The 14,554-nt window shown below is 33.5% G+C and carries 17 protein-coding genes, 1 pseudogene and 2 riboswitches; of the genes and pseudogenes, 1 reads left to right on the forward strand and 17 read right to left on the reverse strand.

Annotated features, from left to right (window positions below):
- The 17 genes and pseudogenes from pyrH to gap all read right to left on the reverse strand — a co-directional run bounded on the left by pyrH (position 1) and on the right by gap (position 13,728).
- Positions 1-714, reverse strand: coding sequence for a UMP kinase (pyrH, locus tag QJ521_RS04905; RefSeq protein ID WP_282839320.1), 714 nt, complete (start codon positions 712-714; stop codon positions 1-3).
- Between the two features lie 24 nt (positions 715-738).
- On the reverse strand, positions 739-1,614 hold the full coding sequence (gene tsf, locus QJ521_RS04910) for a translation elongation factor Ts (protein ID WP_282839321.1): 876 nt from the start codon (positions 1,612-1,614) through the stop codon (positions 739-741).
- Positions 1,615-1,696: 82 nt separating this feature from the next.
- Entirely contained in the window at positions 1,697-1,792 is a 96-nt protein-coding gene (locus QJ521_RS04915; protein ID WP_282839363.1) for a Rho termination factor N-terminal domain-containing protein, read from the reverse strand.
- Between the two features lie 381 nt (positions 1,793-2,173).
- Positions 2,174-2,857: pseudogene (gene rpsB / locus QJ521_RS04920) on the reverse strand (30S ribosomal protein S2); the annotation flags it as partial.
- Between the two features lie 178 nt (positions 2,858-3,035).
- A complete protein-coding gene (gene dut / locus QJ521_RS04925; RefSeq protein WP_347568081.1) occupies positions 3,036-3,485 on the reverse strand; it encodes a dUTP diphosphatase in 450 nt (149 codons plus the stop codon).
- A complete protein-coding gene (locus QJ521_RS04930) occupies positions 3,479-4,003 on the reverse strand; it encodes an NUDIX hydrolase (RefSeq protein WP_282839323.1) in 525 nt (174 codons plus the stop codon). Before QJ521_RS04930 ends, dut begins: the two co-directional genes overlap by 7 nt.
- On the reverse strand, positions 4,000-4,908 hold the full coding sequence (xerA, locus tag QJ521_RS04935) for a site-specific tyrosine recombinase/integron integrase (protein ID WP_282839324.1): 909 nt from the start codon (positions 4,906-4,908) through the stop codon (positions 4,000-4,002). Before xerA ends, QJ521_RS04930 begins: the two co-directional genes overlap by 4 nt.
- The gene (gene trmFO, locus QJ521_RS04940; RefSeq protein ID WP_282839325.1) at positions 4,908-6,194 is read right to left on the reverse strand and encodes a methylenetetrahydrofolate--tRNA-(uracil(54)-C(5))-methyltransferase (FADH(2)-oxidizing) TrmFO; all 1,287 of its coding nucleotides are present in this window, start codon (positions 6,192-6,194) and stop codon (positions 4,908-4,910) included. Before trmFO ends, xerA begins: the two co-directional genes overlap by 1 nt.
- Before the next feature lie 60 nt (positions 6,195-6,254).
- On the reverse strand, positions 6,255-6,785 hold the full coding sequence (locus QJ521_RS04945; protein WP_282839326.1) for a folate family ECF transporter S component: 531 nt from the start codon (positions 6,783-6,785) through the stop codon (positions 6,255-6,257).
- Between the two features lie 40 nt (positions 6,786-6,825).
- Positions 6,826-6,917, reverse strand: a riboswitch (THF riboswitch).
- Positions 6,918-6,982: 65 nt separating this feature from the next.
- Complete coding sequence (locus tag QJ521_RS04950) at positions 6,983-7,633, reverse strand: uracil-DNA glycosylase (RefSeq protein ID WP_282839327.1); 651 nt, start codon at positions 7,631-7,633, stop codon at positions 6,983-6,985.
- 4 nt (positions 7,634-7,637) lie between these two features.
- Entirely contained in the window at positions 7,638-8,195 is a 558-nt protein-coding gene (locus QJ521_RS04955; protein ID WP_282839328.1) for a signal peptidase I, read from the reverse strand.
- Between the two features lie 41 nt (positions 8,196-8,236).
- Positions 8,237-8,839: a hypothetical protein gene (locus tag QJ521_RS04960; RefSeq protein WP_282839329.1), complete on the reverse strand. Its 603-nt coding sequence runs from the start codon at positions 8,837-8,839 to the stop codon at positions 8,237-8,239.
- Between the two features lie 12 nt (positions 8,840-8,851).
- Positions 8,852-9,418, reverse strand: coding sequence for a signal peptidase I (locus QJ521_RS04965; protein ID WP_282839330.1), 567 nt, complete (start codon positions 9,416-9,418; stop codon positions 8,852-8,854).
- Between the two features lie 101 nt (positions 9,419-9,519).
- Positions 9,520-11,100, reverse strand: a complete 1,581-nt coding sequence (locus tag QJ521_RS04970; protein ID WP_282839331.1) for a hypothetical protein — start codon at positions 11,098-11,100, stop codon at positions 9,520-9,522.
- A 74-nt stretch (positions 11,101-11,174) separates the two neighbouring features.
- Positions 11,175-11,708 (reverse strand): hypothetical protein, encoded by a 534-nt coding sequence (locus QJ521_RS04975; RefSeq protein WP_282839332.1) that lies wholly within the window; start codon positions 11,706-11,708, stop codon positions 11,175-11,177.
- Positions 11,709-11,755: 47 nt separating this feature from the next.
- Complete coding sequence (locus QJ521_RS04980) at positions 11,756-12,337, reverse strand: hypothetical protein (RefSeq protein WP_282839333.1); 582 nt, start codon at positions 12,335-12,337, stop codon at positions 11,756-11,758.
- Between the two features lie 126 nt (positions 12,338-12,463).
- Positions 12,464-12,539: riboswitch (cyclic di-GMP riboswitch) on the reverse strand.
- A 175-nt stretch (positions 12,540-12,714) separates the two neighbouring features.
- Positions 12,715-13,728, reverse strand: coding sequence for a type I glyceraldehyde-3-phosphate dehydrogenase (gap, locus tag QJ521_RS04985; protein ID WP_282839334.1), 1,014 nt, complete (start codon positions 13,726-13,728; stop codon positions 12,715-12,717).
- Positions 13,729-13,910: 182 nt separating this feature from the next.
- Here gap and QJ521_RS04990 point away from each other — a divergent pair, with 182 nt between their 5' ends.
- Positions 13,911-14,462 carry a CYTH domain-containing protein gene (locus QJ521_RS04990; RefSeq protein WP_282839335.1) on the forward strand — a complete coding sequence of 184 codons (552 nt, stop codon included), beginning with the start codon at positions 13,911-13,913 and terminating at the stop codon, positions 14,460-14,462.
- The last annotated feature ends 92 nt before the right edge of the window (positions 14,463-14,554 follow it).

Here is a 14,554-nt window from a genome sequence, read left to right on the forward strand (position 1 = left end):
TTATTCCTCCCATTTAACCAAAGTTCCAATAGGTTCTTGTAATACAGCTTTCTTCATGTTTCCATAAGTGTTCATATTAAATACTAAAATGTCAATTTTGTTTTCTCTACAAATGGATGCTGCTGTTTGATCCATAACTGCAAGTTTTTGTTTTAACACTTCATCTTGAGTTACTTCATCATACATTGTTGCATCATCATGTTTTTTAGGATCTTTATCGTAGACACCTTCAACACCATTTTTTGCCATCAAGATGATATCAGCATTTAATTCTGCAGCTCTAAGTGCTGCTGCTGTATCCGTTGAAAAATAAGGTGAACCTGTTCCTCCAGAGAAGATAAGTACTCTTCCTTTTTCAAAATGTCTCATCGCTCTTCTTCTAATGTAAGGTTCAGCAACTGAACTTACTGGAAGGACTGTCATCACTCTTGTTGGCACTAAAACTGACTCAAGTGCATCTTGTAGAGCTAAACCGTTCATTATTGTTCCAAGCATGCCCATATAGTCAGCTTGTGCACGGTCCATGCCAAGTTCTTCGCCAATTTTGCCACGCCATAAATTCCCGGCACCAACAACAATTCCGATTTGAACTCCTAACTCATAGATCTCTTTGATTTCGGTGGCAATGTTTTTAACTGTTATAGGATGAATGCCATAAGTTCCATTACCCTTCAATGCTTCTCCACTAAGTTTTAAAATGACTCTTTGGTACATTTTGCCACACCCCTTAAATAATTTTTATTTACGTACTTGTGCTGCTACTTCAGCTGCAAAATCTTCTTCTTTCTTTTCAATACCTTCTCCAACTGCTAAGCGGATAAAGCTTATGACAGAAGTTTTATTTGCTTTCAAGTATTCACTCACTTTTTGATCAGGATCTTTTACGAATCCTTGGTCAACTAAGCAAATATCTTGTAAGTACTTATTTAAGCGTCCAATAACCATTTTCTCAACGATGTTTTCTGGTTTACCTTCTTGAAGTGCTTGTTGAGTTAAAACATGTTTTTCATGTTCTAGTGTTTCTTGATCAACTTGTGAACGATCTAAATATCTTGGGTTTTGAGCAGCGATGTGCATTGCCATATCTTTAGCAACTTCTTCATTTGCAGGTTCAATGACTGTTAACACAGCAATTCTTCCACCCATATGTTTATAAGCTCCAAAGCTTTGGTTATCTGTTTTATTAACTTTAGAAACGCGTCTTAAACTGATTTTTTCACCGATTGTTACAGTTGCATCAGCAAGTAATGTATCGATTGTTTTACCGTTAATCTCTGCTTTCAAAGCTGATTCAGTATCTGTAGCAGTTGAAGTTAAAATTGTATGCCCTACATTTTCTATTAAATCAAGAAATTGTGAGTTTTTAGCAACAAAGTCTGTTTCTGAATTCAATTCGAAGATAACACCTACGTTACCATCTACAACAACTGAACATAAACCTTCTGCTGCAATTCTTCCAGCTTTTTTAGCTGCTTTTGCAATACCTTTTTCTCTTAAATAATCTATTGCTGCTTCGATATCACCATTTGTGTGATCAAGTGCCCCTTTGCAGTCCATCATACCTGCTCCAGTTCTTTCTCTTAATTCTTTTACCATTTGGGCTGTTACTGCCATATATATATCCTCCTAATTTAGTTAGTTATTAAATGAATTATTTTTTAAAAATAAAGGGGATTTTTTAAGTCCCCTTTTAGCATTATTTTAGTAAATCAATGAGTTCTGCTTTTTTAAGGGTTGAATAACCTGTTAGGTTACGTTCTTTTGCAAGACTACGTAATTCAGCAACTGTCATTGCACTAAGATCTACTTCTTTTGTTTCAACAGTTTTTTCTTCAACTGCTTTCTTAGCTGGTTCTACTTTAACTTCTTCGACTGGTTTTTCTTCAGTCTTCTTCACTTCTTTTTTAGGTGCTTCTTTAACTGGTGCTTCAACAGTTTTTTCTACTTCTTTTTTGGGAGCTTCTTTAACTGGTGCTTCAACAGTTTTTTCTACTTCTTTTTTGGGAGCTTCTTTAACTGGAGCACTTGTATCTCTTGCTGGTTTTCTATTTGGTCTATCATCACCAGTACGTTCTCTGTTTGGTCTTTCTCCACCTGAAGATTCTCTTGTTGGTCTTGGTGTTCTTTCTCTTCTTGGAGCAGATGTAATCGGTTCATCTTCAAATTTCTCAACAACTCCACCTTGAGCTTCAATAACTGCATTACCCATAACCCATGTGATTAACTTAACAGCGCGGATTGCGTCATCATTTGCTGGGATAATATGGTCAACGTCATCAGGATCACAGTTTGTATCAACGATACCGAATACTGGAATACCTAATTTACGAGCTTCTAAGATTGCATTGCTTTCTTTTCTTGGGTCAACGATGAAGATTGCTTCTGGAACTTTCTTCATTTCTTTGATTCCACCAAGGAATTTTTCTAAACGATCACGTTCATGTTTTAATTGTTGTACTTCTTTTTTAGGAAGTTTCTCAAAAATACCGTCAGTTTCCATCTTGTATAAATCGTGAAGTCTTTTGATACGACGACGAATTGTTTTAAAATTTGTTAATGTTCCACCTAACCAACGTTGGTCAACATAAAATTGACCAGTACGGATAGCTTCTTCTTTAACTGCTTCCTGTGCTTGCTTCTTTGTACCAATAAATAGTACCTTACCGCCATTTTGAACTATAGTAAATAGTTCTTGATAGGCCTTTTCAATTTCTTCAGCTGTTTTTTTCAAGTCGATAATATATATACCGTTTCTTGACGTGAAGATGTATGGTGCCATTTTAGGATTCCAACGACGCGTTGCGTGGCCGAAATGTACACCAGACTCTAATAATTGTTTCATTGAAACTACTGCCATAAAATTTAATTCCTCCATTTTTGTTTTTTTCTTCTGTATCACTTAAAATCATCCACCCGAAGGCACTAGAACGACCAAACATGACACATGCTTATTTTCATAGCCTTAATAAATATAACATATTTATATGTCAAAAGCAAGGAAATGCGTTGAATTTATCGTTAAAAATCAGCTTTTTTTACTTGCCACTACTTCCAAATCCACCAAGACGTGCTACGTTTCCTGTTTCATCATCATCCGTCTTTTGATAAGTTAAGAAAATACCTTGAGCAACACGTTCACCTTTTTCAATAGTTACCTCGTGATCTCTTATATTTAAAAGTGAAACCATGATGTGTCCTTCGTTACTCTCATTATTATAATAATCTGAATCAACCACCCCAACACCATTGCTCAATAATAACCCTTTTTTAATTGCTATTGACGAGCGAGCAAAAATAAACATTGCTTCTGTTTTTGGTATTTGGACTTTTAGTCCGGTAGGAATCATTTTGATTTCATTTGGTTGAATTGTGACATCTTCGACTGCTGCTAGATCATATCCTGCCGAACTATCAGTAGCTCTTTTCGGAATTTGTGGGTTTAAATGTTTGTATTTTTCTATGACTTCGAATTTTCTCATTATAATATCTCCTTAAGTTTTGATAAAACCATATTTTCACGAATAAGAACTGTTCTTAATCCTTTGGCTTGATGTCTATTGTCTTTCATAATAATATTATTATGTTGGATTGCTTCATCGATATCAACCCATTTTGGCTCAATACCATGATAATGCTCTCTTCCAATTAATGATTGCTGTCCCTTAGTACCAACTTTGCAAATATAATATGTTGATGTTTGTAAGTAAATATTTTGTGTTCCTCTAAAATCATATTTTCTCTCTTGAGCTTGTCCACAAGCCTTGATATCATAAATATCAGAAGCCCCAATTTCTTCTTTAAGTTCTCTCTTTAGAGCGTCAATTTCAGTTTCTTCAGGTTTGACACCTCCACCAGGAAAAGTGTAGTCATCAAATAGTTTTGAATACACTAAAAGGACTTCTTTTTTTTCATTAGTAATAATTGCACGAACTGTGTTTCTTTTAATCTCAGTTCCGTTTTCAATGAGTCCTTTTTCAATGATTAATGGTCCAAATTGAATCATTTTTTCACCATCCTTGGATGAGTTGTTTTATACTTTTCTTTTAGTTTTTCACTTGAAACATGTGTATAGATTTGAGTTGATTTAAGGTGTTCATGACCAAGAAGTTCTTGGACAACTCTTAAATCTGCTCCATGGTTTAAAAGCGTGGTTGCAAATGCATGTCTTAACATGTGTGGATGTATTTTATAAGTTTCACCAGAATTTTTAATGATTTGCTTGAGAATTATTTGTAGCCCTCTTACTGTTAATGGTGTACCTTTATAGTTTATAAACACCTTTAATTCACTTGTTATAGGACCTTTTGATAACAAAATTGGTCTTATATAAGTTAGATACTGCCTCAAATCTTGAACGAGTCTTTGGTGAAGTGGGATATAGCGATCTTTTGAACCTTTACCATGTATAAGAATTTGTTCTTGGTCAAGTTGGATGTCTTTAATCGTTATATTAACGATTTCGCTAGCGCGTAATCCGCAACTAAATAGGAGATCCAAAAGAACATAATTTCTAAAACCCAAAGGTTTAAACCGATCAATACTTTTAAATAGCATTTCTATTTCTTCATCTTGAATCAATTTAGGCAGTTTTTTAGGGACTTTTGGTGTCTCTAGATTCGTAAATATATTGACTTCAATTTCATTTTCTTTAATGAGATAATCATAAAATGTTCTTAGACTTGAGATCTTTCTTGCTATTGATTTTTTTGCATAGTTTCGTTCATCTAAAAAAGCAAGGTAATGTCTACCTAATCTTTCTCTTGTTACATCAAGTAAATCTGCAGCAAGTTCTTCTCTTTTAATAAATGTTTCAAAATCATGAATATCTTTGAGATAGCTTGTTACAGTATGTTGTGAATAGTTTTTTTCAATTGTCAAATACGTTTTGAAATGCTCAACACATTGCATCAAAGCTCCTCCTTAAAAAGTTTAAGTGCTTCAAGTGCTCGTTTAGCGTATAGTTCTTTTCTCATTTTTTTAGAATGCTTAAATTCAAGAGCTGGTAACAATCCAAGATTAGCATTCATGGGTACAAACGACTTGTTCGTTATTGATATATAACTTGCCATTGCACCCATCATGGTTTGAATCGGAAGTGGTTTTAATTCTTGCTTGTTTATGAGTAACCTCATCTGAATGGCAGCATTTAAACCAGAAGCTGCACTCTCAACATATCCTTCAACACCACTAATTTGTCCTGCAAAAAAGAGTTTCGGATATTGTTTTGATTGAAAACCTGAGTTTAATAATTTAGGACTTTCAATATATGTATTACGATGCATAACACCATATCTTAAAATCTTTGCATTTTCTAAACCTGGAATCATATGGATGATTTTCTTTTGTTCATCCCAAGTCAAATGTGTTTGAAAACCAACGATATTATACATGGTTTTTGCTGCATCATCTTGTCTTAATTGAATCACAGCATGTGGTCTTTTTAGACCTTCTTGCTCTAAACCTACAGGCTTAAGTGGGCCGTAAAGTAATGTTTCTTTGCCTCTTTTTGCCATAACCTCTACGGGCATGCAACCTTCAAAAACATTGTTCTCAAAATCTTTGATTTGTACCACTTTTGCATCAATCAATGCTTGATAAAATGCATCATATTCTTCTTGGTTCATTGGACAATTGATATATGCTGCATCACCTTTATCATATCTACTTTTTAAGTAAGCAATGTCCATATTTATAGAACCTGCATCAATAATAGGTGCAATCGCATCAAAGAAATGCAAATGTTCTGAGTGAAATAACTCACTTATATTTTTTGATAAATCATCACTTGCTAATGGTCCTGCACAAATAATGGTATAGTCATCAACATTCAATTTTTGAACTTCTTCTTGAATAACTTCTATATTTGGATGGTTTTTTATCTTATCTTCAATAAACTGTGAAAAAAGCTCACGGTCTACCGCTAAGCTTGAGCCTGCAGGAACACTTGAATGCTGTGCTGCTTGCATAATTAAGGAATGAAATAATGACATTTCATATTTAAGTAACCCCACTGCATTATGAAGATCATTAGATCTAAGTGAATTGGAACAAACCAGTTCTGCAAAATGCCCAGTTTGATGGGCAGCAGTCATCTTTTTTGGTCTCATTTCATATAGTTTTACCTTGATGTTTTGATTGGCAAGATAGTAAGCAGCTTCAACGCCTGCAAGTCCCGCACCAATAACTTTGACCATTTTATCACCAGTTTTATTATACATGATTTTTAGCAAAATATAAAAAAAACGTAAGTAAACTTACGTCTTTGAAATTTGAGTTTCTAAGCTGAATTGTTCGTGTAGTGGTAACAACTTCCTGTGAATGTCTTTTACCAGTATAAAGATAATAACCGAGTTAAATGGAATGAGCGCCATTCTTAAAACAACAAGTGGAATTGTTGTCTCAAATCCTAAGTGAATAATTCCGGCTAGAGTATTTGATAAATTAACGAACAAATAAGTTAGCGGAACAACCCAAGCAAGCTTGATGACTGAATATCTCTTATGTAATATCAAACCTGGCAAAAAGCCCCAAATGATTGGCCCAATCACATATAATGGCAAAAAGCCATAAGGTGAAAGCATCACACCAATATAATCACCAACAAAACCCATAATCGCTCCATACATTGGACCTAATATAATACTTCCTAAAATAATGGGGATTGCATAAAATGGCAATCCAAAGTTAGGAATTCCTAAAGCATAAGCGAAAAATACGTCAATAACAACTGATACTGCTGCTAAAGATGCAGCCAATACAAGCTTTTGAATCTGTTTGTTTTTCATGAAAAAAGACCTCCTATTTTTGAGGTCCACCATAATTGCTTACAGCGGACGCATTAGAAAACCGCCACTTTCGTGTTCGTTCCAACCCGACATCCCATGGTTAGACACTTAACGCTTCCTAATTACTCTGCAATCTCATTATACTATTTTTATTTAATTATGACCAATAAAATGAAAAAATGACAATTTTTGTCATTTTAAGTTAATGTCCAATCAATGGGTTTGATGTTATTCCTGATTAAGAAATCATTAGTTTTAGAAAATGGTTTAGATCCAAAAAAACCTCGATGTGCAGATAATGGAGAAGGATGTACCGATTTCAGTATATAATGTTTTCTATTGTTAATATAGGGTATAAACTTTTGTGCATGAGAACCCCATAAAATAAAGACAACAGGTTGATCTTTTTCATTAATCTTTTTAACAACTTCTAAAGTAAACGATTCCCAACCTCTATTTTGATGACTCATGGGTTGATGTGCTTCTACAGTTAATACTGTGTTTAGCAATAAGACACCTTGTTTTGCCCATTTTGATAAGTTCCCAGTATTCGGATATGAAATACCTAAGTCATCAACAAGTTCTTTATATATGTTTTTCAGACTCGGTGGATAGCTTCCTTGTTCAACACTAAAGGCTAATCCATGTGCTTGATTGATATTATGATAAGGATCTTGTCCGATAATTACCGCTTTGACGTCGTCATATGGTGTTAATTTAAAACAAGTCATCCGATTATCCTTTAAAGGTAATATTTGCTTAGTCGCATCTTCTTGTTTCAAAAATAAGACAAGTTGCTGAAAATAAGGTTTTTGAAGTTCTTCGTGAATCAAATCATTCCAAAACATAAATTTACTCCTTTTTATTCTTCTTTAATAAAGTGGCAATCGTAACAATGATTGCAATATTTAATATAATCAATCCTAATAATATCGGATTTTGAATCAAAATTTTAAAGAAAATAATAATATATCCCACATATGCAATTTTAGATGTAACCAACCCAATAATATCCTCGTCAGTAAAATTGCCCCACTGATCAGGTTGATTATTACTTAGGATTGACTTGTGAGAGATAGACTCATACATCCGTACACCATCTACTTTTTGAATAGAATAAATATAGTGTGTGACGATTTCCTTCTCCCCATTATTATTAATATCCATTTTGAAAGTTATAACATCTCCAACTTGTAAATCTTCTGGATCTACAGGCTTTACTATAAGAATATCGCCAATGTTATATAAAGGTTCCATACTATCAGTAATGACAACATAACTTCTAAAACCAAGAAGCTTAATCGTATGTTCAGGTGCAAATATCTGTATCAAGATAAAACCGCTTAATAAAGCAGTCATTAAATAAAATATCGCATTTAAAACCATCTTTTTGCTAACTACTTTTTCCATATATGCTCCTTCAAATAAAATAAACCTCTCATGTAAAAGGTTTATTTTTTATTTTCTTTAATATAAAAGACATAGATGATTGATAGAATTAAACCTTGAACTGATGCCATCACAAGAAATCCTCTTAGATTCGATGACACATAATAGATTGTTCCTAAGAAAGACGCATCTTTAATATAAACAAAATCTATGTCATCAATTGATGTTGTATTAGAAATGAATCCATCAAATGTCGTTTGTAACTCATTGAGTGATTCTCTTATTTCAACAACTTCTTCAACCCAATAAATATCAGTGCCAAAACGGCCATATATTAATATATTATCTCCGACTTTTAGGTCATCTAATTTCAATCTTTTAACGATAACAATTCTTGTACTTAATTCTTCATCAAGTTCTTGATTATTAGGAACCGCTAAAACATTAGCTGTTCCAAGTAACCCGATGCCTCTATTTGGAAGAATCAATGGAAATGCAATGAACATAGTGTGTAAAATAGCTAGACCAACAAATATCCAAAATATAGTTTTTTTATTTATTTTTATATTAAACTTTCTAACTTTTTTTTGGATATGTAGATCAGAAGTGACTTTTTGACTAGCTAATTGAGCCAGCAATTCTTCTGTCGATAAATAATTTGCCAAGCTCTCACTTCCCTATTGTTCAATATTATCCTTATTCTCTTTCTTTCCTGACTTTACAATGACGATGATTGCTGCAATGACTAAAACATTAACCGATACAGCAGCAATACCAAATGGGCTTCTCAAAAAGGCAATAAAGACTCCAAGTTGAGGAATTCTAAAACCGTAAACTCCGATGATATCAGCATCTCGAAGAATCCATGTATCCGGAACTGTCCCATTATGTCTAATCGTTCGATATATTTTTTCATCTTGTGAATTAACAGTTATTGAGTGTATGTAGTGTGTTATAACTTCTTTGGTTCCATCATAATCAATATCAGCCATAAAGGTTATGATATCACCTTCTTCAAGTTTATCCAAATTTGGATTATAAACGATGATTAAATCATTTACATCTAAAACAGGCTCCATACTTTCTGTGATGACCACATAAGGTTTGAACTGAAAAACCTTAATGGTTGTATTCGGAATAAAGATTTCCAATAGAATATATAAAATCAGTAATCCCGATAACACAAAAAATAGAATTGAGCCTACATGTTTCAATATGAGTTTAGTTTTATTGGATTCAGTCACTTATATTTACCCCTTAAAAGTTTTATATATATCGAATGAATTATATCATATTTTTAGATAAATGTTAATACAATCATTTAATAAAGGGCAATTTTACTTCTTTAGTTTGAGTATAGTTCCCAATATGACTCTGAACCCGTTTCACCAGGTATGATGTTTGTAGAAGTTGAGATTGCGATATAAGCAACATTATCATAAATTGCTATATCATTTGTTTGATATGTATTAAAACTTTGATAATAAAGGGTACCAATACGGTTCCATGCATTGTTTGCAGTTCCTGGTTCAACATTATTGTTTGCATTTGATGCATTAACAACTTTATACGCATAAAGACCAAAAAATGCATAATCATCTGAGACATAGGTGTTATACCATTGCCATTCTGACGTATTTACTTGATTCCATGCATTATATGCTGTACCTGGAGTATTAGCATTGGCATTGGTTAAGTTGACAACTTTATATGGGTCACCATTATAGAATACATGATTATTTGCTTGATATGTATTATATATTTGATACTGATCAGTATCTACTCTATTCCAAGCATTATAAGATGTACCCGGGGTATTTGCATTCGCATTGGTAACGTTTTGAACACGATAAACGCCTCCACTATAGAGTACATGATCATTTGCTGCGTATGTATTAAACCATTGATACTCAGAAGTATCTACTCGATTCCATGCATTAGATGAAGTACCTGGTTCATTTGCATTAGCGTTGGTTGCATTCACAACTTGATATAAGTTACTATTATGTAATACTAATTGTCCATTTGAGTATGTTCCAGATATAGACCAAACAGGCATGTTATAAGTATTCCATGCATTGCTTGATGGAGGTACACTACCACCGGTTATTTTTCTTTTAGCTATATAGAAACTTCCGTTGTATCTTACAATATCATCTTTATTATATGCAGTATATGAGGTCCATTCATAACTTCCTACTTCAATCCAGTTAGAGCCAGTACCTGGTGTCTGATTGGTGTGAGAAGCAAGAGAACGATACAAAATACCATTATATAGAACATGATCACCTATTGCATATTGTGTGAAGTTGTTCCATATGACAGAACCGACTTGTCTCCAGTGTAATGAAGTTCCTGGAGTGTTTAGGTGTAGATTGTAATCTACAGCTGCTTGATATAATAATCCATTATGGATAACATAATCACCAATTGTGTAAGTTCCACCTGATGACCAAACAATTGAATACATGTTAAACCATCCCGCTCCATTTGTTCCTGGTTCTGCACCATTCGCAACCCCTGCATTTATGACGCGATAGAACATACCATTGTGTAGCACAACATCGTTTAGATAGTATGTGTTGGTAGGTTTGTATTCATGATAGATTTCATTAAATGCTCCATATGGTGCATTTGATGGTGGTGGTGCTGAAGCATAGTCTCCACTGATGATTTGATAGATTTTACCGTCATACCAAACATAGTCACTCACAGCATAGGTATCTCCTTGAACATATTCAGGAATACCTTGTGGTGGACCTACAGCAAGTCCCCATTCACCAATAGGGACTTCAGCAAATGCTGATTGTTGACTTCCACTTATGTTAGATGCCCAAAAAGCATAAGTATAGGAAGCGGTATATGAAAATAACGAAACAAGCAACATTAAAACAGCAAATCTAAGCGTATTTTTTCTTCTTTTCATATAATCACCTCCTTTAGGTCTAAAAGCAGCTAGTTAGCTGCTCTTCTCTTAATAACGTTATTTATTTTTATTAGTTATTCGACTTGTTGATCGATTGAGAAAGTTAAGTCAAATGTTATTTCTTTTCCTGCAACTGCTGTATACTGTTCTTGATTAGATGGTTCAGACATTGTAATAACAAAATAGAATGTTACTTGTGCACCTAAAGCAATTGTTTCTGGATTGCCGGATTTTTCTACAACAGAAATCAATGTATATGGGTTTTCTACTCTATCCACTTCGATATTCTCGATAAGAACTGAAACATCAGCATCCGCAATTCCAGTTAAAGCAGGATCATTAGTCCAAGTTACTATAAATGAAATTTCAATTGAATTACTTTGACCTTCTAACGGTGTAACAGTCGTAGGTACTAACACTTCAGTATCTCCACCTTGTGCACCTATTGCAACTTGAATAGTAACAGGTTCTCCTTCTCCAATTTGAACGCTACCAGGAATATCATTTACACCATCTGTAATTGTTCCTGCCCAAAATGCATAAGTGAATCCTGATACCACTAATGCCAACATAACTAATAAACCAATTACTAAATTTTTTTGTCTCATTTTTAAATCTCCTTTATTTTCCCTTTTTTTATTTTTCTTTTATATTCTTATTCTACTTCTTTAGGTTCGACCCTAAAACTAATTGTAAAACTTATGTCTTCTCCCTTAATTGTGTTATATGCCAACTGTGAATCATCAACATTAACCAACTCAAGATCCAATCCTTTTTCAACTGCCTCATCATGATCGATAGGCTCTAACAACCTTACAACGATTGTTATTGTAACAACACTATTGAAAAGCTCATTAACAAAATAATCTTTTGCATTTCCAATTGAAATGTCAACCAAATGTGAATACTCATCCGATTCACCAATTAAAACATCTTTTGCTTCTACAATGAGATTCATGCTTTGAACTAATGTTTTATCGACACTCACATCGTATTCAAAGACTACTTGATCAACTTCACCTACGACATATACACGTCCTTCGGGTACCAGTCTTCCAGTAAATTCATCATGTTGAGCTTCGACGACAAGACTTGCGTCTTCTCCTTCAAATCGAATCACAACATTACCAATCTGTGATACGTCCTGCCAATAAGCGAATGCTGCCGAGGATGTAAAACCTAATGCAATAACTAACATTGTAATAATTAAATATGGTATTGATTTTTTTCCTAGCAAGTCCTCGCCTCCTTATGACTTAAAAAAGTCAACGTAGATATCCCACGTCAACTTATGTCTTTTCATATAAAAAGCCATATCGTCAAGCGTAGAATTATCAATCTACAAATTGTAGAAATAATTCTAAATGACAACTGGCTACCTTTTCTTAGGCCCTATAGCTTTGCGTCCTTAAGTTCCCTTAAGTTTGCCTTTAACATTTGTTTAGAAAATGCATTTATTTATTTTCCGTTATTATTATATAACACATGTCCTGCTGTGTCAAACAAAAAGTGCTTTATTTCGTAATTATTTCGTAAATTTTTTGATGTTCAAACAAAAAAGGGCAAAATCATCGCTGATTTGCCCTTAACAATGTAATTAACTCGCTTTTTTTGTTATTTAATCAAACTTGCTAATTTACTTACTGTACGAATCAATTGTGCAGTATAACTCATTTCATTATCATACCATGCCATAACTTTAACAAGTTGTCTGTCATCATAATTTACGATTTGAGTTGTATTTGCATCATATAATGAACCAAACTTAGATCCAATAACATCTGATGAAACGATAGGATCAGATACATATGCTAGTGTTTCATTTGCTGCTTTTCTAAATGCTGCATCAACTTCTTCTAGTGTTGTATGTTTTTTAACTTCAACAGTTAAGTCAACAACTGATCCAGTAATTGTAGGTACACGTAATGCTGTTCCATCTAATTTACCTTTTAATTGTGGTAATACTAAACCGATTGCTTTTGCAGCACCAGTTGAACTAGGGATAATACTTGCTGCAGCTGCACGACCACGTCTAGACATGATGCCTTTTTTATGTGGTTGATCCATTAGGGATTGATCAGCAGTGTATGCATGAATTGTTGTCATGAATCCACCTTTGATACCAAAATTGTCATCCAATACTTTTGCAATTGGAGCCAAACAGTTTGTAGTACATGAAGCACCACTTAAAATATCTTCTGTACCATCAAGAATATCATCATTAACACCATAAACAATTGTTTTAACGTTTCCTGATGCAGGAGCACTAACAACAACTTTTTTAGCACCAGCTTCTAAATGCCAACCAGCTTTGACTTCGTCAGTAAAGAAACCTGTACATTCTAATACAACATCAACACCTAATTTTCCCCAAGGTAATTCTTTAGGGTCTTTTTGGCTGAAAATAGGAATTTTCTTACCATCTACAATCAAATCAGTACCTTCAAAACTTACTGAACCATTTTTGAAATTACCTTGTGCTGTATCATACTTTAATAAATATGCTAAAGTTTCAGCATCAGTTAAATCATTAATACCTACTACATCGAATTGTGGATCATCTGCCATAAGTCTATATGCAAGACGTCCAATACGACCAAATCCATTAATTGCTACTTTAATAGCCATTTTTAATTTCCTCCTTGAATGTTTTATTCATCAACTACATTTTACCATTTATACGGTTTAATTCAAATATATATCCTTAGTCTTTGTGAATGTAAACGTTTTTCCTTTTCTTTAACCCTTTGATTTGATATAATATAAAGGGCATAATGAAATGCAACATGTTCTTCAGAAAGGTGATGTCAATGACTAAAAATATCGAGATTGAGTTTAAAACAGCTTTAACAATTGAAAAATATCAAGAGCTGCTTGAGTTGTTTCATTTGGAAAACAATATTTTTAAGCAAATTAATCACTATTTTGATACTGATGATTACCAACTTATGGAACAGCAAATTGTGTTGCGTATTCGTCAAAAGGGTGAAAACAGGTTTAAAGTCACTCTAAAGAGTCAAAGTGAAAAAGGTGCTTATGAAAGCCATGTTTTGTTAACACCTGATCAAGCAAAAGACATGATTGAAAATGGTTTTAGAACTAAGGATTTTTTTGATGACATCGATCATTTTGTAAAGTTTAGAGTATCTTTAGATAATTACCGAGTCAGTACACCTTATGAAGGTGGCACACTTTTCTTAGATCGCTGTGAATATTGCAATATCGTTGATTACGAAGTTGAATATGAAGTTAACGATTATGATGAGGGTGAAAAGCTGTTCAAACAGTTTTTAGAAAAACATCAAATTGAAATTCAACCGACAAAAAGAAAAAGCGAAAGAGCATTCACATGTAGAAGATAGCGATTAATGCTATCTTTTTTTATATTTATTTTACAACCTGTATTTTTTTTTGCTATAATGTCTTCGACAGGTGAAATATATATGGAGATAAT

It is taken from the genome of Peloplasma aerotolerans (assembly GCF_030012175.1).
GTDB lineage: Bacteria > Bacillota_I > Bacilli_A > Acholeplasmatales > Acholeplasmataceae > Peloplasma > Peloplasma aerotolerans.

Bases quoted from the DNA above. Each gene is read 5' to 3' on its own strand.
- pyrH (WP_282839320.1), bottom strand. From the start codon at position 714: ATGTACCAAAGAGTCATTTTAAAACTTAGTGGAGAAGCATTGAAGGGT.
- tsf (WP_282839321.1), bottom strand. From the start codon at position 1,614: ATGGCAGTAACAGCCCAAATGGTAAAAGAATTAAGAGAAAGAACTGGA.
- QJ521_RS04915 (WP_282839363.1), bottom strand. From the start codon at position 1,792: ATGACAGTTGCTGAATTACGTAGTCTTGCAAAAGAACGTAACCTAACA.
- QJ521_RS04930 (WP_282839323.1), bottom strand. From the start codon at position 4,003: ATGATTCAATTTGGACCATTAATCATTGAAAAAGGACTCATTGAAAAC.
- xerA (WP_282839324.1), bottom strand. From the start codon at position 4,908: ATGCAATGTGTTGAGCATTTCAAAACGTATTTGACAATTGAAAAAAAC.
- trmFO (WP_282839325.1), bottom strand. From the start codon at position 6,194: ATGGTCAAAGTTATTGGTGCGGGACTTGCAGGCGTTGAAGCTGCTTAC.
- QJ521_RS04945 (WP_282839326.1), bottom strand. From the start codon at position 6,785: ATGAAAAACAAACAGATTCAAAAGCTTGTATTGGCTGCATCTTTAGCA.
- QJ521_RS04950 (WP_282839327.1), bottom strand. From the start codon at position 7,633: ATGTTTTGGAATGATTTGATTCACGAAGAACTTCAAAAACCTTATTTT.
- QJ521_RS04955 (WP_282839328.1), bottom strand. From the start codon at position 8,195: ATGGAAAAAGTAGTTAGCAAAAAGATGGTTTTAAATGCGATATTTTAT.
- QJ521_RS04970 (WP_282839331.1), bottom strand. From the start codon at position 11,100: ATGAAAAGAAGAAAAAATACGCTTAGATTTGCTGTTTTAATGTTGCTT.
- QJ521_RS04975 (WP_282839332.1), bottom strand. From the start codon at position 11,708: ATGAGACAAAAAAATTTAGTAATTGGTTTATTAGTTATGTTGGCATTA.
- gap (WP_282839334.1), bottom strand. From the start codon at position 13,728: ATGGCTATTAAAGTAGCAATTAATGGATTTGGTCGTATTGGACGTCTT.
- QJ521_RS04990 (WP_282839335.1), top strand. From the start codon at position 13,911: ATGACTAAAAATATCGAGATTGAGTTTAAAACAGCTTTAACAATTGAA.